The sequence below is a fragment of the Neobacillus citreus genome (assembly GCF_018343545.2).
GTDB lineage: Bacteria > Bacillota > Bacilli > Bacillales > Cytobacillaceae > Neobacillus > Neobacillus citreus.
The window spans coordinates 1-23,069 of the sequence record NZ_JAGYPE020000062.1 but is presented as its reverse complement, the minus strand read 5'-3'; the positions used below and the strand labels follow the sequence as shown (position 1 = coordinate 23,069).

23 protein-coding genes are annotated in these 23,069 nt (G+C 41.6%); 21 read left to right on the top strand and 2 right to left on the bottom strand.

Annotated elements, in window-relative coordinates:
• From rpmH to KHB02_RS24190, 11 genes are all read left to right on the top strand, one after another.
• Positions 1-132: 50S ribosomal protein L34 (rpmH, locus tag KHB02_RS24240; RefSeq protein WP_241114061.1), on the top strand; the 132-nt coding region annotated here is incomplete at its 5' end.
• 327 nt (positions 133-459) lie between these two features.
• Positions 460-807 carry a ribonuclease P protein component gene (gene rnpA / locus KHB02_RS24235; protein ID WP_213116953.1) on the top strand — a complete coding sequence of 116 codons (348 nt, stop codon included), beginning with the start codon at positions 460-462 and terminating at the stop codon, positions 805-807.
• A gap of 159 nt (positions 808-966) precedes the next feature.
• Positions 967-1,740 (top strand): YidC family membrane integrase SpoIIIJ, encoded by a 774-nt coding sequence (gene spoIIIJ / locus KHB02_RS24230; RefSeq protein ID WP_213147832.1) that lies wholly within the window; start codon positions 967-969, stop codon positions 1,738-1,740.
• Positions 1,737-2,363: an RNA-binding cell elongation regulator Jag/EloR gene (jag, locus tag KHB02_RS24225; RefSeq protein ID WP_213147833.1), complete on the top strand. Its 627-nt coding sequence runs from the start codon at positions 1,737-1,739 to the stop codon at positions 2,361-2,363. The genes spoIIIJ and jag overlap by 4 nt, the downstream gene beginning before the upstream one ends.
• Positions 2,364-2,671: 308 nt before the next feature.
• Complete coding sequence (mnmE, locus tag KHB02_RS24220; protein ID WP_213147834.1) at positions 2,672-4,057, top strand: tRNA uridine-5-carboxymethylaminomethyl(34) synthesis GTPase MnmE; 1,386 nt, start codon at positions 2,672-2,674, stop codon at positions 4,055-4,057.
• A gap of 257 nt (positions 4,058-4,314) precedes the next feature.
• Complete coding sequence (gene mnmG / locus KHB02_RS24215) at positions 4,315-6,204, top strand: tRNA uridine-5-carboxymethylaminomethyl(34) synthesis enzyme MnmG (protein ID WP_213147835.1); 1,890 nt, start codon at positions 4,315-4,317, stop codon at positions 6,202-6,204.
• Between the two features lie 21 nt (positions 6,205-6,225).
• Positions 6,226-6,942, top strand: a complete 717-nt coding sequence (rsmG, locus tag KHB02_RS24210; RefSeq protein WP_213147836.1) for a 16S rRNA (guanine(527)-N(7))-methyltransferase RsmG — start codon at positions 6,226-6,228, stop codon at positions 6,940-6,942.
• 138 nt (positions 6,943-7,080) lie between these two features.
• Complete coding sequence (gene noc / locus KHB02_RS24205) at positions 7,081-7,944, top strand: nucleoid occlusion protein (RefSeq protein WP_213147837.1); 864 nt, start codon at positions 7,081-7,083, stop codon at positions 7,942-7,944.
• 271 nt (positions 7,945-8,215) lie between these two features.
• The gene (locus KHB02_RS24200; RefSeq protein ID WP_213116960.1) at positions 8,216-8,977 is read left to right on the top strand and encodes a ParA family protein; all 762 of its coding nucleotides are present in this window, start codon (positions 8,216-8,218) and stop codon (positions 8,975-8,977) included.
• A complete protein-coding gene (locus KHB02_RS24195; RefSeq protein WP_213147838.1) occupies positions 8,970-9,821 on the top strand; it encodes a ParB/RepB/Spo0J family partition protein in 852 nt (283 codons plus the stop codon). The genes KHB02_RS24200 and KHB02_RS24195 overlap by 8 nt, the downstream gene beginning before the upstream one ends.
• Before the next feature lie 68 nt (positions 9,822-9,889).
• A complete protein-coding gene (locus tag KHB02_RS24190) occupies positions 9,890-10,603 on the top strand; it encodes a DUF554 domain-containing protein (RefSeq protein WP_213147839.1) in 714 nt (237 codons plus the stop codon).
• Between the two features lie 127 nt (positions 10,604-10,730).
• Here KHB02_RS24190 and yyaC read toward each other — a convergent pair whose 3' ends face one another.
• Positions 10,731-11,345: a spore protease YyaC gene (yyaC, locus tag KHB02_RS24185; RefSeq protein ID WP_213147840.1), complete on the bottom strand. Its 615-nt coding sequence runs from the start codon at positions 11,343-11,345 to the stop codon at positions 10,731-10,733.
• A gap of 168 nt (positions 11,346-11,513) precedes the next feature.
• Here yyaC and KHB02_RS24180 point away from each other — a divergent pair, with 168 nt between their 5' ends.
• The 3 genes from KHB02_RS24180 to KHB02_RS24170 all read left to right on the top strand — a co-directional run bounded on the left by KHB02_RS24180 (position 11,514) and on the right by KHB02_RS24170 (position 14,692).
• Positions 11,514-12,386 (top strand): mechanosensitive ion channel family protein, encoded by an 873-nt coding sequence (locus tag KHB02_RS24180; RefSeq protein ID WP_213147841.1) that lies wholly within the window; start codon positions 11,514-11,516, stop codon positions 12,384-12,386.
• Positions 12,387-12,401: 15 nt separating this feature from the next.
• The gene (locus KHB02_RS24175; RefSeq protein WP_213147842.1) at positions 12,402-12,599 is read left to right on the top strand and encodes a DUF951 domain-containing protein; all 198 of its coding nucleotides are present in this window, start codon (positions 12,402-12,404) and stop codon (positions 12,597-12,599) included.
• A gap of 86 nt (positions 12,600-12,685) precedes the next feature.
• Positions 12,686-14,692 (top strand): molybdopterin-dependent oxidoreductase, encoded by a 2,007-nt coding sequence (locus KHB02_RS24170; RefSeq protein ID WP_213147843.1) that lies wholly within the window; start codon positions 12,686-12,688, stop codon positions 14,690-14,692.
• Positions 14,693-14,742: 50 nt separating this feature from the next.
• Here the strand turns inward: KHB02_RS24170 and KHB02_RS24165 are convergent, their stop codons facing one another.
• Positions 14,743-17,022 carry an SH3 domain-containing protein gene (locus KHB02_RS24165; protein WP_213147844.1) on the bottom strand — a complete coding sequence of 760 codons (2,280 nt, stop codon included), beginning with the start codon at positions 17,020-17,022 and terminating at the stop codon, positions 14,743-14,745.
• A gap of 299 nt (positions 17,023-17,321) precedes the next feature.
• Between KHB02_RS24165 and ychF the strand changes: the two genes are divergently transcribed.
• The 7 genes from ychF to rplI form a co-directional block, all read left to right on the top strand.
• Complete coding sequence (gene ychF, locus KHB02_RS24160) at positions 17,322-18,422, top strand: redox-regulated ATPase YchF (protein WP_213147845.1); 1,101 nt, start codon at positions 17,322-17,324, stop codon at positions 18,420-18,422.
• A gap of 173 nt (positions 18,423-18,595) precedes the next feature.
• Entirely contained in the window at positions 18,596-18,883 is a 288-nt protein-coding gene (gene rpsF / locus KHB02_RS24155; RefSeq protein ID WP_213147846.1) for a 30S ribosomal protein S6, read from the top strand.
• Positions 18,884-18,952: 69 nt separating this feature from the next.
• A complete protein-coding gene (gene ssb, locus KHB02_RS24150) occupies positions 18,953-19,468 on the top strand; it encodes a single-stranded DNA-binding protein (protein WP_213147847.1) in 516 nt (171 codons plus the stop codon).
• 52 nt (positions 19,469-19,520) lie between these two features.
• Complete coding sequence (gene rpsR, locus KHB02_RS24145) at positions 19,521-19,760, top strand: 30S ribosomal protein S18 (protein ID WP_173062335.1); 240 nt, start codon at positions 19,521-19,523, stop codon at positions 19,758-19,760.
• Between the two features lie 199 nt (positions 19,761-19,959).
• Positions 19,960-20,904 (top strand): YybS family protein, encoded by a 945-nt coding sequence (locus KHB02_RS24140; protein ID WP_213147848.1) that lies wholly within the window; start codon positions 19,960-19,962, stop codon positions 20,902-20,904.
• A 25-nt stretch (positions 20,905-20,929) separates the two neighbouring features.
• Entirely contained in the window at positions 20,930-22,903 is a 1,974-nt protein-coding gene (locus KHB02_RS24135; RefSeq protein WP_213147849.1) for a DHH family phosphoesterase, read from the top strand.
• Positions 22,900-23,069 (top strand): 50S ribosomal protein L9 (gene rplI / locus KHB02_RS24130; RefSeq protein WP_241114060.1); only part of this gene is annotated, 170 nt, incomplete at its 3' end. The genes KHB02_RS24135 and rplI, both read left to right, overlap by 4 nt.

Below are 23,069 nucleotides of genomic sequence, written 5' to 3'. Positions count from 1 at the left end.
AAAAGAACGTATCAACCAAATAAGCGTAAGCACAGCAAAGTTCACGGTTTCCGCAGCCGCATGAGTTCAGCAAACGGACGTAAAGTTCTTGCTCGCCGTCGCCGTAAAGGAAGAAAAGTATTATCAGCTTAGACCACTGAAACGTCTCAGTGGTCTTTTTTTAAATCACTTTATAAATGGAAACTCGCCGATTGGCAAGTCCGATAGGACGGTTCATGAGGCGTAGTTGAATTTATACTTTCTTATTAGCTAAAAAAACGCTTTTTGATTCAGAACAACGTTGATTGGAGCGGAAGGCGCGAAGACTCCTGCGGGAGTTATGGGATAGGGGAGACCCCAAGGTGCAAACCGACAAGGAGGGCTCCCTGACAACCCTACCCTCGAACTGCTTGCGCCTGGAGCGGAAATCAACAGACCTGTTTAACAGGGCCTTTAGAATAAGGAGGACTGTTCGATTTTATGAAAAAGGAGCTCCGAATTAAAAAGAATCAGGACTTTCAAGTGGTTTTTCAAAAGGGTCGTTCTTTTGCCAACCGGCAATTTGTTGTCTATTCATTAGAAAAAGAAGGACAGAGCCATTTTCGAATTGGATTGTCTGTCAGCAAAAAGCTAGGCAATGCCGTAACAAGAAATCAAATTAAAAGATATGTCAGGCAAGCAATTTTCGAGCTGAAAGAACAATTAACGCCAGGAAATGATTATGTGATTATCGCCAGGAAGCCTGCCAGCGAAATGGACTTTTTTGAGATCAAAAGCAGTCTAACCCATGTATTAAAAGTTGGTAAGGTTTTAAGAAAAAATGATTAGGTGATAATTGTTAAGGAACTAGCCAAATTCAGCACAAATTGAACACACATAACCTGTAAAAAAATGATAAAATATCCTTTGAAACATAGCATCGGGGGAAATACATAAAAAAGAGGACAAGCAATTATCTATTATAAAGGAACAAGGAGGAAAAACTGGTTGAACAAACGAATATTATTGTTATTCGGACTGCTTTCTGTATTCCTGCTGCTGACTGGCTGCAGTGAATTCAATAAACCGATTACAGAAGAGAGCACAGGTTTTTGGAATGAATACATTGTTTATCCATTATCATGGCTGATTAAAGAAATGGCTTATTTACTTGGTGGAAACTTTGGATTATCGATTATCGTTGTTACTATTTTAATCCGCCTGGTGATCCTGCCGCTGATGATTAAACAGACAAAAAGCTCAAAAGCAATGCAGGCTTTGCAGCCGGAAATGAAAAAGCTTCGTGAGAAATACAGTTCAAAAGATGCAAAAACACAGCAAAAGCTCCAGCAGGAGACGATGGCTCTTTTCCAAAAACATGGGGTTAACCCAATGGCGGGATGTTTTCCGTTAATCGTTCAAATGCCTATTTTAATTGGGTTTTATCATGCGATTTCGAGAACAAGAGAAATTGCCCAGGATAGCTTCCTTTGGTTTGACCTTGGTGAAAAGGATCCATATTATATCCTGCCAATCGTTGCGGGGATCACTACATTTATTCAGCAAAAAATCATGATGGCGGGTCAGGAGCAGAATCCGCAAATGGCGATGATGCTTTGGATGATGCCAATTATGATTGTAATTTTTGCTTTCAACTTCCCAGCAGCTCTTTCCTTGTATTGGGTTGTCGGAAATATTTTCATGATTGTGCAAACCTATTTTATTAAAGGACCGGATTTAAAGGCGCAGACATCCGGTAATGCGGGAGGAGCAAAAAAGTGAAACAGGTAACTGCTACAGGACAAACCGTCGAAGAAGCAGTAGAATCAGCTTTAGCTCAATTAAAGACTTCAAAGGACCGCACTGAAATAAACATCATTGATGAAGGTAAGAAAGGGATTTTTGGCATTTTCGGATCACGGCCGGCGGTAGTAAAGGTGACCGTAATCCATGACCCGATTGAAGAAGCTAAGAAATTACTGATGCAAGTCGGCGAACAAATGGGTGCACCTGTAAGTATTGATGTGAAGCGCGATGGTAAGCAGGTGCTGTTTGTTATGACAGGCGAGAAAATTGCGCTGCTTATTGGGAAGCGGGGACAAACACTCAACTCTCTTCAATATTTGACGCAATTAGTGATAAACCGCCATTCGGAGCAATACTTTACCGTGATTCTGGATGCTGAGGATTATCGAAACAGACGAAATGAAACACTCATCCAGCTGGCCAACCGCCTGGCGCAAAAAGCCGTTCAAACAGGAAAAGACGTCGCTCTTGAACCAATGCCATCCTACGAGCGTAAAGTTATTCATACTGCCTTATCCGAAAATAAACGGGTCAAAACCTCTTCCGATGGAACAGAACCCCATCGCCATGTTGTAATTTCACCAGTGAGAACAAGATAACATCCTGCCAAAAGGCAGGGTGTTTTTTTATTATGAAAAGAAAAATATAAAATACCTGTTGATTGGAGCAGAAATCAACAGCCTTTTTGGCAGCTTTTTTAAAAAAATCGCTGTGAATAACTTTTTCTTTGCGAAAATGTGTTTTATTGTTATTCACATGTGGATAAGTTAAAATAATACAAGGTATTATCAAGTGTGGATAATTCCAGCCAGTTAACTGCAAAGGCTGGCTTTTTTGTGGTATTCTATTATTTTGTATCGAAATCGAAACTTTATATAAATATTGTAATGCTTGCGAGGTGAAAAAAATGGAGTTTGATACAATTGCGGCCATATCGACACCGATGGGGGAGGGAGCCATTGCGATTGTACGATTGAGCGGAAATGAAGCCATTCCAATTGCAGATAAGCTATTTAGAAGTGTCAGCGGAAAGAAATTGGCGGAAATGTCCTCCCATACAATTCATTATGGTCATATCATTGATCCGAAAAGCGGCCAAGTGGCTGAAGAGGTTATGATCTCCTTGATGAAGGGCCCGAAGACTTTTACAAAAGAGGATGTAGTGGAAATTAACTGTCACGGTGGACTCGTCTCCGTCAATCGGGTGCTGCAGCTTGTCTTAAATAGCGGCGCAAGACTTGCCGAGCCAGGGGAATTCACGAAACGTGCTTTTCTAAATGGACGGATTGATTTATCCCAGGCGGAAGCAGTCATTGATTTAATCCGGGCAAAAACTGACCGGGCGATGAATGTCGCCTTAGGACAAATGGAAGGTCGTCTTTCCAAGCTGATTCGCCGGTTAAGACAGGAGATTCTTGAAATTTTAGCCCACATTGAAGTGAATATTGACTACCCGGAATATGATGACGTAGAAGAAATGACACATACAATGCTTTTGCCGAAGGCTCATTATGTAAGGGAAGAATTAAATAAACTGTTGCAAACCTCCCAGCAGGGAAAGATTTTACGTGAAGGGTTGTCGACAGTAATTGTCGGCCGGCCTAATGTTGGAAAATCCTCTTTATTGAATAGTCTTGTTCAGGAGAATAAAGCGATTGTCACAGATATTCCAGGGACAACACGGGACGTTATCGAAGAGTATGTGAATGTCCGCGGTGTACCGCTAAGGTTATTGGATACAGCTGGTATCAGGGAAACGGAAGATATCGTTGAACGGATCGGCGTCGAGCGTTCCCGCCAGGTTTTAAAAGAGGCGGACCTTATATTGCTGGTGTTAAACTATTCCGATCAATTGACAAAAGAGGATGAAAATCTTTTTGAAGCAGTAAACGGAATGGATGTAATTGTGATTGTCAACAAAACTGACCTGCCACAACAAATTGATATGAACCGGGTTAAGGAATTGGCAAAAGACCATAGGGTTGTCACGACATCTCTATTGGAAGACCGCGGCGTTGATGAACTGGAGGAAGCAATCGCTGCTTTATTCTTTGCCGGTTCAATTGAAGCGAAGGATGCCACTTACGTTTCTAACACTCGCCATATTGCGCTGTTGAATCAAAGTTCACGGGCCATAGAGGAAGCAATTGAAGGTGTGAAAATCGGAACACCTATTGATATAGTTCAAATTGATTTAACAAGAACTTGGGAGCTGCTCGGGGAAATTATCGGCGACAGCGTCCATGAAAGTTTAATTGACCAGTTATTTTCGCAGTTCTGCTTAGGAAAGTAAGACCGCAGTGCGGCGATGCGGCCTGCCAGGGGTAAGATGAGGCTTCAGCTATCATTGTTTATAGCGGTTTGGCGGATAAAATAGTGAACTCGGCGGATATCCATTGAAGTTTGGCGGATTAAAACTAAAATTCGGCGGATATACGATGGAATTCCGCGGATATTTAACAGTATTTGGCGGATATAAAAACGTCGATTAATATGGATATACAATATAGAGTAATTTTTCCGTTTGAAAAACGGAAAAGGAGGAAAACCATGCAATACGAAGCAGGAAATTACGACGTCATTGTCGTTGGGGCCGGTCACGCCGGTTGTGAGGCGGGCCTCGCGGCGGCAAGACTGGGTGCGAAAACCTTAATGATTACCATCAATCTGGATATGGTGGCATTCATGCCATGTAACCCTTCAGTCGGAGGGCCGGCAAAAGGTATCGTGGTCCGGGAAATTGATGCACTTGGCGGGGAAATGGCCAAAAATATCGATAAAACCCTTATTCAAATCAGAATGCTGAACACAGGTAAAGGTCCAGCCGTCCGTGCACTTAGGGCCCAGGCCGATAAATTTGCCTACCAGCATGAAATGAAAAAGACCTTGGAAGAGGAAACCAACTTAACGTTAATTCAAGGTATGGTTGAGCAATTGATTGTCGAAGACGGAATTTGCACAGGTGTAGTTACCAAAACGGGTGCAGTATACCGTTCGAAAACCGTTGTTATTACAACAGGGACATTCCTTCGCGGTGAGATTATCATTGGCGAATTAAAATATTCCAGCGGCCCGAACAACCAGCAGCCATCCATCAAGCTGTCAGAGCATTTAGAACAGCTTGGCTTTGAGCTGGTCCGCTTTAAAACAGGAACACCACCAAGGGTAAACAGTAACACCATTGATTACAGCAAAACGGAGATTCAGCCTGGCGATGAAGAGCCGAGGGCATTCTCTTATGAAACAACAAAATACATTACCGATCAGCTTCCATGCTGGTTAACCTATACAAATGATCAAACACATTCCATCATTGACCAAAACCTTCATCGTTCACCGATGTTCTCAGGGATGATCAAAGGAACAGGTCCGCGTTATTGCCCATCCATCGAGGATAAAGTGGTTCGCTTTAACGACAAGCCGCGCCATCAAATTTTCCTGGAGCCGGAAGGAAGAAATACAAAGGAAGTGTATGTCCAGGGATTATCGACAAGTCTTCCTGAAGATGTACAGCAGCAAATCATTAAAACCGTCCCAGGACTTGAAAACGCCCAAATGATGCGGGCTGGTTACGCAATTGAGTACGATGCCATCGTTCCAACACAGCTGTGGCCGACTTTAGAGACAAAAGTGGTTAAAAATCTTTATACTGCCGGGCAAATTAATGGAACATCAGGCTATGAGGAAGCAGCAGGACAAGGTTTAATGGCGGGAATTAATGCCGGCTTAAATGCACTTGGCCGCGAAGAGCTTGTACTAAGCAGATCCGAAGCATATATTGGTGTACTGATTGATGATTTAATTACAAAGGGTACGAATGAACCATACCGCCTGTTAACTTCACGGGCAGAATATCGCCTCTTACTTCGTCATGATAATGCCGATTTGAGATTAACCGAAATAGGGCACAAAATTGGCATGATTCGCGATGAACGGTATCAAGCATTTTTAGCTAAAAAGGCAGCTGTTGAAGCGGAAAAGGAAAGATTGCGTTCTGTTATTTTAAAACCTTCTGCGGAAGTCCAAGAATTAATCAGAAACACAGGCGGCAGCGAATTAAAAGATGGAATCAGAGCCTCCGATTTATTGAAAAGACCGGAAATGACGTATGAACTGCTTGAGACATTGACGAAGTCAGAAGTTCCTATAGATGATGAAGTCAAGGAACAGGTGGAAATCCAAATTAAGTACGAAGGCTATATTGAAAAATCATTGCAGCAGGTTGAGCGGTTAAAGAAAATGGAAGATAAGAAGATACCAGAAAATATCGACTACGATGCCATTAGTGGGTTAGCAACAGAAGCAAAGCAAAAGCTGAAGAAAATCAGGCCGTTAACACTCGCTCAGGCTTCCAGAATTTCAGGGGTAAATCCGGCGGATATTTCTATTTTGCTTGTTTATTTGGAACAAGGACGGATTGCCAGAATCGCCAATGAATAATGGAGTGAGGAAGGAACTTTTATGAATATCGAACAATTCGAAACAAGTTTAAAGGAAAAAGGAATTGCCCTAAACAGCACCCAGCTTGGCCAGTTTGAAAAGTATTATGAAACGCTGGTTGAGTGGAATGAAAAAATGAACTTAACGGCAATAACGGAAAAAAGCGAAGTCTATTTAAAGCATTTTTATGATTCCATTTCAGCAGCGTTTTATTTCGACTTTACCAAACCATTTCGCCTTTGTGATGTTGGGGCAGGCGCTGGATTTCCGAGCATTCCGTTAAAAATTGCCTTTCCTCATATTGATGTAACGATTGTTGACTCGCTAAATAAGCGGATCACATTTTTAAATCACCTAGCAGCTACATTAAATTTAGAAAAGGTTCAATTCGTCCATGACCGTGCGGAAACGTTTGGTGTCAATCCAAACTATCGGGAAAGCTTTGATGTGGTGACAGCGAGAGCGGTTGCCAGAATGTCTGTGTTAAGTGAGCTTTGCCTTCCGCTTGTCAAAGTCGGCGGTCACTTCCTGGCATTAAAAGCAGTTAATGCGGAGGAAGAATTAAAAACGGGCCAAAAGGCAATTGCAGCACTTGGCGGCAAACTCATCAACTCTCATACCTTTAACCTGCCGATTGAGGAATTCGACAGAACGATCATCATCATTAAAAAAGAAAAACAAACGCCCAAAAAATACCCGCGTAAGCCGGGTGTTCCTGGAAAAACCCCAATTGAATAGGTGAATTTGAAAGTTCGGATGGGATTGGATATTTCTTAGGGCTGACAATTTTGCGATAAAAATGATATCCTAGGCAGGAAGAATATATCGACATAGAGAATAAGTAAAAGGGAGTTTTTCGTAAAGGTGGTGTCGGGGATGAAAAATTCATTTACACGCTTTTTTGGCTTTGCTGATAAGGGAGAACAAACTGTTGAGCTTGAAGAAGAGCTGAATATAGAGAAAAACGAAGAAATTAAGAAAATACCGATAGACCAAATTGTTCCTAACCGATTTCAGCCGCGAACAGTTTTTGATGAAGAGAAAATTGAGGAATTATCCAGAACCATTCATACACATGGTATTATACAGCCGATTGTTGTAAGAGAGTTTGCTTCAGGCCAATATGAAATTATCGCTGGGGAACGCCGCTGGCGGGCGATGAAGAAATTAGGTTGGGATGAAGCTCCGGCTATTGTAAAAAATTTAAACGATTCGCAAACCGCTTCCGTTGCTCTTATTGAAAACCTTCAGCGGGAAGAGCTATCACCGATTGAAGAGGCGATTGCTTATAGCAAGCTGCTTGAGCTTCACAACCTCACACAGGAGGCTTTGGCTCAACGCCTTGGCAAGGGGCAGTCAACCGTTGCCAACAAGCTGCGTCTTCTTAAATTATCTCAGCCTATTCAGGATGCTTTATTAAATAAGACGATTACCGAGCGCCATGCCCGCGCCCTTATTCCGCTTAAGGATCCAGAAAAGCAAGTGGCTTTGCTTACAGAAATAATCGAGAGAAACTTGAACGTTAAACAGACGGAAGACCGGGTATTCAAACTGCTAGAGGAAAAAAATGAAAAGCCGAAAGCAAAGCGGAAGGCTTTCAGCAAAGATATGCGAATTGCTGTCAATACCATCCGCCAATCGTTATCAATGGTTTCTGACAGCGGAATTAACCTGAATTCTGAAGAAGAGGAATTTGAGGATTTCTATCAATTTACAATTCGCATTCCCAAGAAAAAATAATATAAACTAAAATGGTAAGAACCAGACAATTTTTTGTTTGGTTCTTTTTGTTTTTACAATAATCCCCAATAACCCCAGTAATATCTGGTTAAGGGAAAAATATGTATTCGCCCTGGCTGTATTATTTTTTGAAAAAAAACAAAATCTGCCGAATTTCATGATAAAATAAAGGAATGGACTTTCCATATCATTTGGTGGATAATGTCAAAATAAGGGCATTTTAATAGAATATGAGATTTAAATTTTGGGAGAATTAAAGGTAGGTGACATCGTGGGTAAAATCCTTGCAATCGCGAATCAGAAAGGCGGAGTCGGTAAAACGACTACTTCTGTCAACCTGGGCGCCTGCTTAGCACATATAGGAAAACGGGTCTTATTAGTAGATATTGACCCTCAAGGAAATGCAACTAGCGGAATTGGTATTGAAAAAGCAGAAGTCGACCAGTGTATATACGATGTTTTAGTAGATGATGTGGAAGCGAAGGAAGTCATTAAGCCGACAGCCGTGGAAAATTTATACGCTATCCCGGCCACGATCCAGCTGGCAGGGGCTGAAATTGAGTTGGTGCCGACCATTTCCAGAGAGGTTCGTTTAAAACGAGCTTTGGAAGAGGTGAAAGATCAATTTGATTATGTAATCATCGATTGTCCGCCATCATTAGGTTTATTGACGATTAATGCTTTAACAGCATCTGATGCCGTGCTAATCCCTGTACAGTGTGAATATTATGCCTTGGAGGGATTAAGTCAATTATTGAACACGGTAAGGCTGGTGCAAAAGCACTTGAATCAAGATCTAAAAATCGAAGGCGTATTATTAACAATGCTAGATGCAAGAACTAATCTTGGGATCCAGGTCATTGAGGAAGTGAAGAAGTACTTCCAGGATAAAGTGTATAAAACCATTATTCCAAGAAACGTTCGTCTAAGTGAGGCTCCAAGCCATGGGGAACCAATCATTAATTATGATGCCAGGTCCCGGGGCGCTGAAGTATATTTAGATTTAGCAAAGGAAGTGGTCTCGCATGGCTAAGGGCTTAGGAAAAGGCCTGAATGCATTTTTTACAATGGAAGCTGGCAAAGAGGAGACAATCCAAGAAATTAAACTAAAGGATTTACGTCCAAACCCCTACCAGCCTCGCAAGCATTTCCAACCAGAAGCCATTGAAGAATTGAAAGCTTCCATTTTAGAACATGGAATCCTGCAGCCGATTATTGTAAGAAAAAGTATAAAGGGCTTTGAAATTGTCGTAGGGGAACGCAGGTTTAGGGCTGCAAAAGAAGCAAAGCTTGAAACCGTCCCAGCTGTAGTGCGAGAGCTTTCTGAGCAGCAAATGATGGAATTAGCCGTCCTTGAAAACCTTCAGCGGGAGGATTTAAATCCAATTGAAGAAGGACAAGCCTACAACAACCTGATGGATAAGCTGAAATTGACCCAGGAAGAAGTAGCCAAACGTCTTGGAAAAAGCCGGCCGCATGTAGCTAACCATATCCGTCTATTGTCCCTGCCAGCAAACATTCAAGCGTTGATTTCTGAAGGGAAAATAACGATGGGACATGGCCGTGCCATGCTTGGTCTTCGCCAAAAGGCAAAGCTTTCAGCAGTAGTCGATAAGGTGGTTAAGGAATCATTAAACGTAAGGCAGCTTGAAAAACTGATTCAGCAGCTAAATGAAAATGTTCCACGTGAAACAAAAAATCCGGATAAGAAAAAGGATGTCTTTATCAAAGAACGGGAGCATTCATTAAGGGAACGGTTTGGAACATCAGTGCACATTAAACAAAACAAGAATAAAGGGAAAATTGAAATTGAATTTTTCTCCCAGGACGATTTGGAACGAATTCTATCGCTTTTGGGACCGGATGATACAGATTAAGCCATCTTCGGGATGGTTTATTTTTTTAGAGATCCCTTTTCATAATAGAGAAAAAAGGTGAGGACAGCATGTTTTTGTTAGGCACACTAGTAAATGGATTGTTAATTGTTGTTGGTACCCTTCTGGGTAAGTTGTTAAACCGCATTCCGGAAAGCATGAAAACAACCGTCATGTATGCAATTGGCTTATCGGTCATGGTTTTGGGCTTACAGATGGGGTTGAAAAGTGAAAATTTCCTAATTGTGATTATCAGTCTTGTTGTAGGGGCGGTGTTTGGCGAGCTTCTAAAGCTTGAAGAAAAATTAAATGACCTTGGCGGCTGGCTGGAAAATAAGGTTGGTTCAAACGGAAAGGGCAGTATTGCTGAAGGCTTTGTCACAGCTACGTTAATTTTTGTAATTGGCGCCATGGCCATTATCGGGGCACTTGACAGCGGGATCCGCGGCGACCATGATGTTCTTTATACAAAGGCCTTAATCGACGGTTTTACCGCCTTAATCTTAACTACGACATTGGGAATAGGCGTTATTTTTTCTGCAATTCCAGTCGTGCTGTATCAAGGAATGATTGCGCTATTCGCCACTCAAATCGACAGGTTTGTCCCGAAGGCCTTGATGGACCAGTTTATTGTTGAAATGACTGCAGTCGGCGGTATCATGATTTTTGCTATCGGATTAAATCTTACAGGCATAACCAAAATCAAAGTCGCCAACCTCCTCCCTGCGATACTGGTGACCGGAGCGATTGTGACGATTTTATATAACTACCATCAATATTTATAAGGAAAACTCGCCGATTGGCTAGCCCCTAAGGGTGGTTCATGAGGCGTAGTTGCATTTATGCGTTAAGAAAGTTTATACTTTCTTATTAGCTAAAATAAAAAGAGCAATGGAAAATGATCCGTTGCTCTTAATTTGTTTTCTCTTCCTCTATCCATTCCAGGTTCGTCCAGCTTTGTTTATTGTATAGCAGGCCAGCCTGGTAAATTCCATTTGCAATGGTTTTGGCCATTTTCATAACTAAATTTAGACGGGTATTTTGCAATACATAAAACTCCATAAACCCGCTGACATTCACAATTCCGGTTATATGAAGCTCGCCAACCGGCGGCAGTTCCTTATTCACCCCTGCCCCTGGTTTAACAGGACCTTGACCCACCTGAATGGCACCAACATTTTTATTGCGGCCAAGGCAGGCATCTATACCGATAATATAGGGGTCTGAATGTAAGGTTTTTATTTCCTCCAGTCTATCTGCTAAATTAACAGCGTGAACTGGCTCATCTAAAGTTCCATACACATAAAAGGATTCGAGCTTCTTCTCCTCCAATAACGTCCCAACAAGTGGCCCTAATGAATCTCCTGTTGAGCGGTCAGTACCAATGCAAACAAAAACAATGGGACGGCTTGTTACTGACGGAATATGTTGAAGCAGTTCATCAGCTAAACTTTCATCGGCATGCAGGTCATCATGCATGAACTGCGTCTTAGCCTTCCTATCAAACATGAAAGCTTTCAGATTCATTAAGTCCACTCCCTAAATCTTTTCGCTCATCTGCCTTAACAGTATACGGAAAATTTAGAGAAACTATACATATCCAAACAGAAAAAGAAAAATTCAGATGGCTATTAACTCACTTGAAAAATTGTTAAAATAGTAATGGCAGTTGTTAGCTTAAAGGAAGGTGTCTTAATGAGTATTACAGAAAAAGGATTAAAAAAAATCATTGCCAAATTGCAAAATGAAGATACATGGCTGACCTTTGGCGAAGGCATTCTTAAAATCATTGCTATTATTATTGTGGCACAATTATTAATTCGGTTTGGGAAAGTAATGATTCATAATATCTTTAAAATTAGAAACATCTCCCCGCTAAGAACAAATGTCCGGCGCGAAGAAACATTGTCCAAGCTTCTGGATAATATTCTATCTTATGTGGTTTATTTTATTGCTTTCCTAACGATTCTTTCGGTTATGAACATTGATGTCAAGGCTCTGCTTGCAGGTGCAGGAATTGTTGGTTTAGCGGTAGGGTTTGGTGCGCAAAGTTTAGTAAAAGATGTTATTACCGGCTTCTTTATTATTTTTGAAGATCAGTTTTCGGTAGGAGATCATGTGAGGATTGGCCAGTTTGAAGGAAATGTCGAAACAATTGGATTAAGGACAACAAAAATTAAAAGTTGGACAGGCGAAGTTCATATTATCCCTAATGGAAGCATTTTAGAAGTAACGAACTTCTCGATAAATAATAGTGTCGCTGTTGTAGATATTACCATTCCTTATAAAGAGGATATAGAAAAGGCACAGCGGGTCATTGAAGGTCTCTTGGAAACAATGCCGGAAAGGTATGGTGAATTAGTGAAGCGCCCCGAACTTCTTGGCGTACAAAATCTTGGCCCAACAGAAGTCACCTTACGGATTGTTGCTGAAACACAACCGATGCAACACGCGGCACTTGCCAGGAACATGCGGAAAGATATTAAGCTGGAATTAGACCAGAATGGAATTGATATTTCCTATCCGCGTGTTGTGATGCTATCAAAGGATCCAGTAACTGGAGTTTAAAGGATGGTGATAGAAATGGAAGAAAAAGAATATGGGATTAATGATATTGTTGAGATGAAGAAGCAGCACCCATGCGGAACCAATCGCTGGAAAATCATTCGGATGGGAATGGATATCCGGATTAAGTGCGAAGGTTGCGGGCATAGTGTTCTCATCCCAAGAAGGGAATTTTCCCGGAAAATGAAGAAGATTCTTGTGAAGCATGAAGGATAATATTTCATGCTTCTTTTTTTTATTAACGTGTATTATCCTTAATATTAAAGTTGAAATAGTAGATTCACAGTTTGGGGGTGAAGAAATTGGCTCAAACAGTTGTCAAGGCTGCGTGTCCATTGAACTGCTGGGATAGCTGCGGTTTAAAGGTTACTTTGGAAAATGACCGAGTGGTAAAGGTGGAAGGAGATCCTGACCATCCGATCACAAAGGGGAAGATTTGTGGCCGTGGCCGGATGCTTGAAACAAGAACGAATTCACCAGAAAGGCTCTTGCACCCTTTAAAAAAGATAAATGGCAAATTTGAGCAGATTTCCTGGGGGCAGGCTCTGGATGAAATAGCAGTCAAATTGCAAGATATAAAGGAACGTTTTGGAACAACGGCTGTGCTTCACAGTCATGACTACGCTAATAACGGCATTTTGAAAAATCTCGACCAGCGCTTTTTTAATTGTTATGGCGGGGTTACCGAACTTTATGGTTCCCTGTGCTGGGGCTCTGGAATCGAAGCGCAGAAATGGGACTTCGGCAATGCCTGGAGCCATGAACCAAATGATATTATTAACAGTAAAAATATCATTATTTGGGGGAGAAATGCTGCACGGACTAATATGCATTTTTACGAAAAGCTTTTGGAAGTGAAAAAGCAGGGCGCCAAGCTATATGTGATTGACCCGCTCTTTAACGCAACAGCAAAAATTGCTGATAAACATATAACGATAAAACCAGGGATGGATGGTATATTGGCCGCTGGAATTATTAAGGAAATGCTTCGTTTAGGGCTGGAAGACAGAAGTTTTATCGAGGACTTTACGTTTGGTTTTGCAGATTTAGTGAAACTTCTTGATGGAGTCTCTATAGAAACCATCAGTGAAATGACGGAAGTTTCCCGAGAAAACATAACAGAGCTAGCATATCTTTATGCTGATAAACCAACAGCTACTTTTATGGGTCTTGGCCTGCAGCGGTACCAAAATGGCGGCAATACGATTCGCTTGATTGACGCCCTTGCTGCAGTAAGCGGGAATATCGGAATTCAAGGCGGCGGTGCCAACTATGCCAATCTTCAAGTTGGACAAAGCTTTGATTTTGCAGAATTAACCATGCCAAGCCGCAGGCAAAAGCACCGCTTATTTTCAATCATGAAACAGGCAGAAGGAATCTTGTCGGCTGTGAACCCAGAGATTAAAATGATTTTCGTTACATGCGGGAATCCGTTGACCCAAGTTCCTGATTCAAACATAGTGACAAAGGCATTTTCATCTGTTGAAACGCTTATTGTGTTGGAGCAATATATGACCGACACGGCGAAGCTGGCTGACTATATCCTTCCTGTAACAACCGTCTTTGAAGAAGAAGATTTCTACTATTCATCGATGTACCATCATTATGTCAATTACGGACCAAAGCTAGTTGAGGCCCCAGGGGAGGCCAAATCCGATTTATGGATCTGGGCACGGTTAGCTGAACGGCTCGGGTTTGGTGAGGATTTTGATTTATCAAGGGATGAATGGCTGAAGCTGACTTTAAAAACATTAGCAGGCAAAGGCTTTACGCTGGAAAGGTTAAAAGAACAGCATGCGTTAGAGTTACCCGTACAGAAAATTCCTTGGCAGGACCGGAAGTTTCAAACACCGTCGGGAAAATTCGAATTTACTTCTCTGACAGGGAAACAAAAAGGGGCTGGCGGATTGCTGACGCTGGCCGTACCGGATGAGTCTAAATGGTCTGATCCAAGCTTGGCAGGAAAATTCCCTTACAGTCTGCTAACGATTCACCCATTGCGATCAAACCACTCACAGAACTATCATTTATTGGGTGGAAAAATTAAATTGAAAGTGGAAGTAGCGAAAAATATCGCTGACGCTCATGGCTTGCAACCCGATGATTATGTAAGGGTTTGGAATGACCGTGGTGAAGTAAAGGGTTATGTGTCCATTTTGGTAACGGCCCATCCGAATACGATTAATATCGATGAAGGAATTTGGAAAGAATTTGGCGGGTCTGTCAATAACCTAACCTCCAGCAGAGAGTCTGACAATGGGCTCGGAAGTACTTTATACGATTGTCTAGTTGCGATTGAAAAAATATAATCATCAAAGAGGGGCTTCCATAAAAAGATGGCAGCCCCTTTTTGCAATAGTTATTTATACTCAGGAATCTCCAGAATAAGTTTATATGAGTCTAGTAAACTATATAAGTTATGAATCTGGAAAACTTGCTTTGCCGCCCAGCCAATATCAGAAGCATACTGATGTGTTGCGGAACCCTTTGCCGCAGCAGAACCTGGATTCCACCTCATTTTATAAAGAGTATCCTGACCTGCATTAATATAGCCGTTGGCAATAAATTGGGCACCCCCAATAATGGCAGCCTCAGGTGTAAACCATCCTGCATTAAAGGCAAATTGGGCGCCGCTTTCTAAAGCGGTATTATCGTAAGCACCAATTCCATACATATTGTAAACTGTTTTCCCATTAACCTCTACGCCGGCAGCTAACTTAGATGTGCCGTTACTTGTTTCTAAGAGGGCGTGGGAAATTAAATAAATTTCATTGATTCCGTATGTTTGGCCAGCTGTTATAAAGGATGATGCCGTTCCTTGCAAAATCCCTTTTCCGGAAAGGATTCTTTGGTTTACCTCATCCGCATTAAGATTGGCTGTTGCCGAAAGTTTTAAAAATTGCAGGGAATCAACCGTCGTACTTAGGAAATTCTTTGGATTCACATAATAGGTGACGTCTTCTGGACTCGCATTTACCCATGTTTTATTGTAGGCGATTTGGTACCAGTCATATCCGTCTGTCCCTTTTACGGTACCAAGTATTTGAAGCTGCTCCTGTGCCTTCACCTGACCGATTGTCCAATAGTCTGTGCCGGCGCCGCCCCGTACATTCCAAACGGCACCATTTACGGTTCCACTTGCAGGTCCGTTTAACGTTATGGCATCAGAACGGAGGAAGGCTGAATATTTCTTATCTGTCTGCGGACTCACGCCCATTTCTAGCTTTACCATGTCAGTCAGACTGATATTATAGTTTTCGTAAACCTTATCAATGTTGCTGTTGGTTACATTTGGATTAAATGGTTCTGATGCAGATAAGTACTGTGCACTTACATAACCGGTTTGTCCATTTGCTGTAACCTTTGCCCAGCCGTTTTCTTCAGAGTTGACGGTTACAATCGTGCCTCTAGCAAGCTTTGTCAAGACAGCACCTGTTGTTGAAGCCTCGGCACGCATATTTAAGCTAGAGCCATAGACGACACTTACATATTTCTCCACTACTGCATTATCTTCTTCTGCTGGATTGTTTTCTGGAGCGGGCTCCGTACCACCGGCAGCCGGTTTTGTTTCCGATAAAAACTGCGGATCGACATAGCCTGTTTGTCCATATGCTTCAATCTTTGCCCAGCCATTTTCTTCTGATAAAACTGTCACCGTTGTTCCGCGGGCCAGCTTAACCAATACCGAAGCATCTGCCGCGGCACCTTTTCGCATATTTAAGGAGGAGTCATAGCCGACGTTTACATACTTGGTTACAGATACGGGTTCTTCCTTTTTGACTTCAGTATTTGTGTTTGCTTTTGCGGAAGCCAGATATTCAGCGCTGACATAACCCTCCTGGCCATTTACGTTAATCTTTGCCCAGCCATTTGCTTCAGAATAGACAGTTACTTCTGTTTCATTTGTCAGTTTTGTAATAACAGCAGAACCAGTGGAAGGGCTTTTTCGCACATTCAATTTGGAACGGGAATCGATATTCACATATTTCGTTACTGCCGGTTGTAGAGCCGGTGCTGTAACGCTGCTGCTTGCTGAAGGCTTGTCTGCCAAATAGGCTGAACTGACAAAGCCAGTTTTTCCATTTACCTCAATTTTAGCCCAGCCGTTTGTTACGGAAATAAATTTCACCTCTGTGCCCTTAGCGAGTTTTGCCATAATGGGGGCACTTGTTGATGCACTATTTCTCATATTAAGTGAGCCGCTGACTACATTCACATATTTTAATGTTGTTGCTGTTGTTGGCGGTACAGCAGAGGCAGCTGGATTTTGATTTGATAAAAATTTTGAGCTGACATATCCGCTTTTTCCGCTTGCTGCGACTCTTGCCCAGCCGTTCACTTCGGAATAAACTGTTACAGCCGTTCCTTTTGGTAAAGCGGCAAGTACAGCTGAACTTGTCGAAGCACTTTTTCGCAAATTAAGTAAGCCGCTATCAACATTTACATACTTTGTAATGGCTGATTGGACATTGCTTGTTTGTGTCGAATTGGATTCAGCAAAGACGGCTTCTTCGAAGGCAGCCGCTGACAGAACCGCAAAACAAAACGTCGGCAATATGGCCTTTTTTACAACACTAGGTTGGGGACAGGAATTTTTGTACTTTTCTACTCTGCTTGGTAATAACTCTTGTTTTTCCATTTCTCCTCCCTATAACTCATAAATATGTATTTTTTTCCTAACGTTAAGGAAAAAGTAATAGATTTATATTAAATTTTACCATATTTGCTAATTTAGTAGAGAAATTTAAGGGAAATTGTTGCAATAAAACGGTGTTTTTTTCTAATCTTCTTAGATTATGAGGTTTTATGTCGTGTAATTTAGTCAGGAAAGGTCCATTCTTGTCTTTTTATAAACAAATGCCTATAATGGTGAAAGGCTTGTAATTTTTAGGACGAATAAAATTGAAATAGATATTTTATCTTGAGGAGTGAACGTAAATGGCTTTAACAGCGGGTATTGTGGGGCTTCCAAACGTGGGCAAGTCCACATTATTTAATGCAATTACCCAGGCGGGAGCGGAATCGGCAAACTATCCCTTCTGCACAATTGACCCTAACGTTGGGATTGTAGAGGTACCGGATTATCGTTTGCAAAAATTAACGGAGCTTGTTCAGCCGAAAAAGACAGTTCCGACAGCGTTTGAATTTACCGATATTGCCGGGATTGTTAAAGGCGCCAGCAAGGGGGAAGGGTTAGGGAACAAATTCCTTTCTCACATTCGTGAAGTGGATGCAATCTGCCAAGTGGTACGTTGCTTTGCCGACGAAAATATTACCCATGTATCCGGTAAGGTTGACCCGATTTCTGATATCGAGACCATCAACTTGGAATTAATTCTTGCTGATATGGAATCGGTGGAAAAACGTATCGGCCGTGCAGAAAAATTGGCCAAGCAAAAGGATAAAGATTCTGCAGCAGAGTTTGAAGTGCTAGCAATGCTCCGCGACGCTTTTGAATCAGAAAAACCTGCAAGGTCCGTTGAATTTACAGAAGAGCAATTAAAAGTAGTAAAACACCTCCATCTTCTGACTATTAAACCAGTCCTTTACGTGGCAAACGTCAGTGAAGATGATGTTGCTGACCCGTCCGGAAATGAATATGTTCAAAAGGTCCGGGAATATGCGGCTAAAGAAAATGCTGAAGTAATTGTTGTCTGTGCTAAAATTGAAGAGGAAATCGCCGAACTTGAAGGCGAAGAAAAGCAAATGTTCCTCGAGGAACTTGGAATTGAAGAATCCGGGCTTGATCAATTAATCCGAGCTGCTTACAATTTGCTTGGTTTAGCTACGTATTTTACTGCCGGTGTGCAGGAGGTCCGCGCCTGGACCTTTAGAAAAGGAATGAAGGCTCCTCAGTGTGCGGGGGTCATCCACTCTGATTTTGAGCGTGGCTTTATCCGTGCAGAAACAGTTTCATTTGATGACCTAGTGACTGCTGGTAGTTATAATGCCGCTAAAGAAGCAGGCAAAGTCCGTTTGGAAGGTAAAGAATACGAAGTAAAAGACGGAGACGTCATGCACTTCCGATTTAACGTATAATTTATTGAGGCTGACAGGTGTCAGCCTTTCATCATTTTTAATGAAGATTATGGCATTCGAGTGAAGGGAATTGCAATTCGTGTCGCTCTGTGCTATAATTTCAACTTGTGAGTAATGAATAATTGCTCCTTGCCCATATTCGGGCCGTTTTAGACCAAAAGGAGGTGACTGTGATGAACAAGTACGAAATCATGTACATCATCCGTCCAAACATTGAAGATGAAGCAAAAAAAGCTCTTGTAGAGCGTTTCAACAACATTCTTCTTGAAAATGGCGCGGAAGCTGCTGAATCGAAGGATTGGGGTAAACGCCGTCTTGCTTACGAAATCAATGATTTCCGTGACGGATACTACCAAATCGTTAAGACAACATCTTCGTCTGCTGCAGTTCAAGAATTTGCACGTCTTGCAAAGATCAACGAAGATATCATTCGTCATATCGTAATTAAAGAAGAAGAATAAGATATATATAAATTTCTGGTAAAAAATGTTTCACGTGGAACATTTCCGGGAGAAAAGGAGTTGATTCTGATGATGAATCGTGTCGTTCTTGTTGGCCGTTTAACTAAAGATCCTGACCTTCGCTATACACCAAGCGGCGTTGCAGTTGCTACCTTTACTTTAGCTGTAAATCGGGCATTTTCGAATCAGCAGGGGGAACGCGAAGCAGATTTTATTAACTGTGTCGTATGGCGAAAGCCGGCAGAAAATGTGGCGAACTTCTTAAAAAAGGGAAGTTTAGCAGGTGTTGACGGCCGGATTCAAACCCGCAACTATGAAGGACAAGATGGCAAACGCGTATATGTTACAGAGATTGTAGCAGAAAGTGTTCAGTTCTTAGAACCGAAAGGCGCATCAGGCGGCGGTGGCGGCGGAAGAGGCAACGATTTCTACGGTGCACCTCCAATGGAACCGCAAGGAAATCCATTTGGCGGCGGCAATCAGAATCAACGACAAAATTCTAACCAAGGTTTTACAAAAGTAAATGATGATCCATTTGCAGGAAGCGGTCAAATCGACATTTCTGACGATGATTTACCATTCTAATGTAGCCTTAATAGATCGGATTAATTTTTAAAAAGTGAAGGAGGGAATTTCCATGGCAGGAGGACGCAAAGGCGGACGCGCAAAACGCCGTAAAGTTTGTTACTTTACAGCAAACGGTATCACTAACATCGATTACAAAGATGTAGATTTACTAAAAAAATTCATCTCTGAACGCGGTAAGATTTTACCACGTCGTGTGACTGGTACTAGCGCTAAATACCAACGCAAATTGACTGTTGCGATCAAACGTGCACGTCAAATGGCTTTATTACCATTCGTTGCAGGTGAATAATAAAGCTGCATAAAAGACAGCCAAGGCGAGAGCCCTGGCTGTCTTTTTATTAGCTAATAGGAAGTATAAATTCAATTACCCCTCATGAACCGTCCTATCGGACTCGCCAATCGGCGAGTTTTCATTTACAAAAAATTTGAATAGCCTGCTATATCTAGCTAAAATTAAGAAGTAGAAGGTTTAGTTTCGAGGTGAAGAAGTGAAAAATGTTCGTAAGTTAACAGAAGGCGCCATGCTTTTAGCGGCCTTTACAGTTTTATTTCTAATATCGATGTATTTACCATTTGTCGGAATGGTTTCAAGTTTATTTTTAGCCGTTCCCTTTATTTTGTTTGCGGCTAAAAATGAAGGAAAATGGACTATTGTATTTGTTGTTGCCTCTATACTTCTTTCCATTATTGTCGGGTCGTTTCTCTCCCTTCCATTAGCCTTGTCATTTGGAACAACAGGAGCAGTAATGGGGTACTTAATTCAAAAGAAAAAAGAGCGAATGACAATTTTCATTGCCAGTTCATTTGTATTTTTGATTAATATCATTGGGATGTATGCCGTTAGTATTGTCTTTTTTAACATGGACATCATCAATGAAATGATTACTACCATGAAGGATTCCATTAAAATGTCAACCGACATGTTGAAGAATTTAGGTCAGGAAAAACAAACAGAAAATACAGTAAAACAATTTACTAGAGGATTAGAAATGGTTAGAACCTTGATTCCAACACTGTTTGTATTAACCTCGTTTATTCTGACATTGATGATTCAACTGGTATCCTATCCAATCGTAAAAAGGTTTGGAGTTGAGGTTAAAAAGTGGAAGCCGTTTAAAGACCTCATCCTGCCGAGAAGTTTGCTGTGGTATCTTCTGATTACCCTGTTTGCAAATATGGTGCTAAACCCTCAGGAAGGGACATATCTATTTGCTGTATTATTAAATCTTACATATGTACTGCAATTCTTGATGATTTTTCAAGGCTATACCTTTATGTTTTATTATCTTGATGCGAAAGGAATCTCTAAATCAGTAGCAGTTATCCTGGCTGTTTTCTCCTTCATTATTCCGATTTTTCTTTATATTATAGGGATATTAGGTATAATTGATTTAGGCTTTGATTTACGGAAAAAGTTTAAAAAAGAGTCATGACTACTGTGATTGGGAGCTGAAAACTTTGCCTGCATTTTTAGAAAAACGATCGATACGTTATCCTTTTTATGGGTTAATCGGCGTTACAGTGGTACTGCTCATTGTCCTGCTATTATACAATTGGATATTAAGCTTGGCTGGGTTCTTCGCCATGTTTATCCCTCTTTACTATATGTTTGTGGTTGATCGGCGCCAGCGAAAGGAAATGGAAGAGTATATTGCAACCCTCTCTTACCGAGTTAAAAAGGTTGGCGAGGAAGCGCTGCTCGAGCTGCCAATCGGGATTATGCTGATCAATGAAGAATATACGATCGAGTGGGCAAACCCTTATTTATCCTCATGTTTCGATGAGGATACCTTGCTAGGCAAGTCGCTTTACGATGTCGCTGACAGCCTGATTCCATTGATAAAACAGGAGGCCAAAACAGAAGTTATCACCCTTCATGATAAGAAATTCCGTGTCATTCATAAACCTGAAGAACGGCTCTTGTACTTTTTTGATGTAACTGAACAAGCTGAGATTGAAAAGTTATATCAGAATGAACGAACGGCTATTGCCATCATCTTCTTAGATAATTATGACGACCTGACACAAGGTATGGACGATCAAATGCGTGGGAGTCTTAATAATTTGGTTACCTCTATTTTAAATAAATGGGCAAACGATAATGGGATTTTTCTAAAAAGAATATCGTCAGAACGGTTTATTGCTGTTTTCAATGAGGAAATTCTTCACAGCCTTGAAAAGGGGAAATTTTCAATTTTAGACGAAGTAAGGGAAATGACCTCAAAGCAAAATACCTCTTTCACCCTAAGTATTGGTGTTGGAACAGGTGTATCTTCGCTGCCGGAATTGGGATTGTTAGCACAATCGAGCCTTGATTTAGCATTAGGCCGCGGCGGTGATCAGGTGGCGATTAAACTTCCAAACGGCAAGGTGAAATTTTTCGGCGGAAAAACAAATCCAATTGAAAAGCGTACTCGCGTGAGGGCACGGGTTATCTCCCACGCATTAAGAGATTTGATTATAGCCAGTGACAAGGTCATTATTATGGGACATAAAAATCCGGATATGGATTCCATTGGTTCAAGCATTGGAATTTATAAAGTGGCGCAACTCAATCAAAAGGATGCTTATATTGTTGTCAACATGCAGGAAATGGAGAGTGGCGTTAAACGGATGATGGAGGAAATCCGCCATCAGGAGAAGTTATATTCCCGCTTTATAGGGCCTGAAGAGGCCTTAGAAATTGCCACTGATAAAACACTGCTTGTTGTGGTCGATACCCACAAACCTTCCCTTGTTATGGAGGAGCGGCTGCTCAATAGAATCGATAATGTCGTAGTTATCGACCATCACCGCCGCGGTGAGGATTTTATCGCCAACCCATTGCTCGTTTATATGGAGCCGTATGCCTCTTCTACTTCAGAGCTTGTAACGGAATTTTTGGAATATCAACCAAAACGAGGTAAAATTGAAGTAATTGAAGCAACAGCGCTGTTGGCGGGAATTATTGTCGATACCAAAAGTTTTTCGCTAAGGACGGGATCAAGGACATTTGATGCTGCATCCTACCTGCGGGCTCACGGGGCTGACACGATCCTTGTGCAAAAGTTTCTGAAAGAAGACGTTGCTACATACATCAAAAGGTCGAAGCTCATTGAATCCGTCTATTTCTATCATGAGGGAATTGCCATTGCTAAGGGCACAGAGCAGGATTTCAATGACCAAGTGATTATCGCCCAAGCAGCAGACACGCTTCTAACGATGAATGGGGTGACGGCCTCATTCGTTATTTCGAAAAGAAATGAGGAACTGATTGGAATTAGCGCTCGTTCACTAGGAAACATAAATGTACAGGTCATTATGGAAGGGATGAAAGGCGGCGGCCACTTGACAAATGCAGCCACCCAACTGACGGGACTTACCATTGAACAAGCAGAGGACCAGTTGAAGCAAGTAATTGAGGATTATTTAGAAGGGAGTACAAAGGAATGAAAGTAATTTTTCTTAAAGATGTAAAAGGAAAAGGAAAAAAGGGTGAAATTAAAAATGTGGCGGACGGTTATGCCCATAACTTTTTAATTAAGCAGGGGCTTGCTGTTGAAGCAAACTCCGCTAACGTCAGCACGATGGATGCGCAAAAGAAAAAGCAGGAAAAGGA

Coding starts and splice junctions, on each gene's coding strand:
- mnmE (WP_213147834.1), top strand. CDS start 2,672: ATGGAGTTTGATACAATTGCGGCCATATCGACACCGATGGGGGAGGGA.
- rpsF (WP_213147846.1), top strand. CDS start 18,596: ATGAACAAGTACGAAATCATGTACATCATCCGTCCAAACATTGAAGAT.
- KHB02_RS24180 (WP_213147841.1), top strand. CDS start 11,514: ATGAGTATTACAGAAAAAGGATTAAAAAAAATCATTGCCAAATTGCAA.
- rsmG (WP_213147836.1), top strand. CDS start 6,226: ATGAATATCGAACAATTCGAAACAAGTTTAAAGGAAAAAGGAATTGCC.
- mnmG (WP_213147835.1), top strand. CDS start 4,315: ATGCAATACGAAGCAGGAAATTACGACGTCATTGTCGTTGGGGCCGGT.
- KHB02_RS24190 (WP_213147839.1), top strand. CDS start 9,890: ATGTTTTTGTTAGGCACACTAGTAAATGGATTGTTAATTGTTGTTGGT.
- ssb (WP_213147847.1), top strand. CDS start 18,953: ATGATGAATCGTGTCGTTCTTGTTGGCCGTTTAACTAAAGATCCTGAC.
- KHB02_RS24165 (WP_213147844.1), bottom strand. CDS start 17,022: ATGGAAAAACAAGAGTTATTACCAAGCAGAGTAGAAAAGTACAAAAAT.
- noc (WP_213147837.1), top strand. CDS start 7,081: ATGAAAAATTCATTTACACGCTTTTTTGGCTTTGCTGATAAGGGAGAA.
- ychF (WP_213147845.1), top strand. CDS start 17,322: ATGGCTTTAACAGCGGGTATTGTGGGGCTTCCAAACGTGGGCAAGTCC.
- rpsR (WP_173062335.1), top strand. CDS start 19,521: ATGGCAGGAGGACGCAAAGGCGGACGCGCAAAACGCCGTAAAGTTTGT.
- KHB02_RS24175 (WP_213147842.1), top strand. CDS start 12,402: ATGGAAGAAAAAGAATATGGGATTAATGATATTGTTGAGATGAAGAAG.
- yyaC (WP_213147840.1), bottom strand. CDS start 11,345: ATGAATCTGAAAGCTTTCATGTTTGATAGGAAGGCTAAGACGCAGTTC.
- rnpA (WP_213116953.1), top strand. CDS start 460: ATGAAAAAGGAGCTCCGAATTAAAAAGAATCAGGACTTTCAAGTGGTT.
- KHB02_RS24195 (WP_213147838.1), top strand. CDS start 8,970: ATGGCTAAGGGCTTAGGAAAAGGCCTGAATGCATTTTTTACAATGGAA.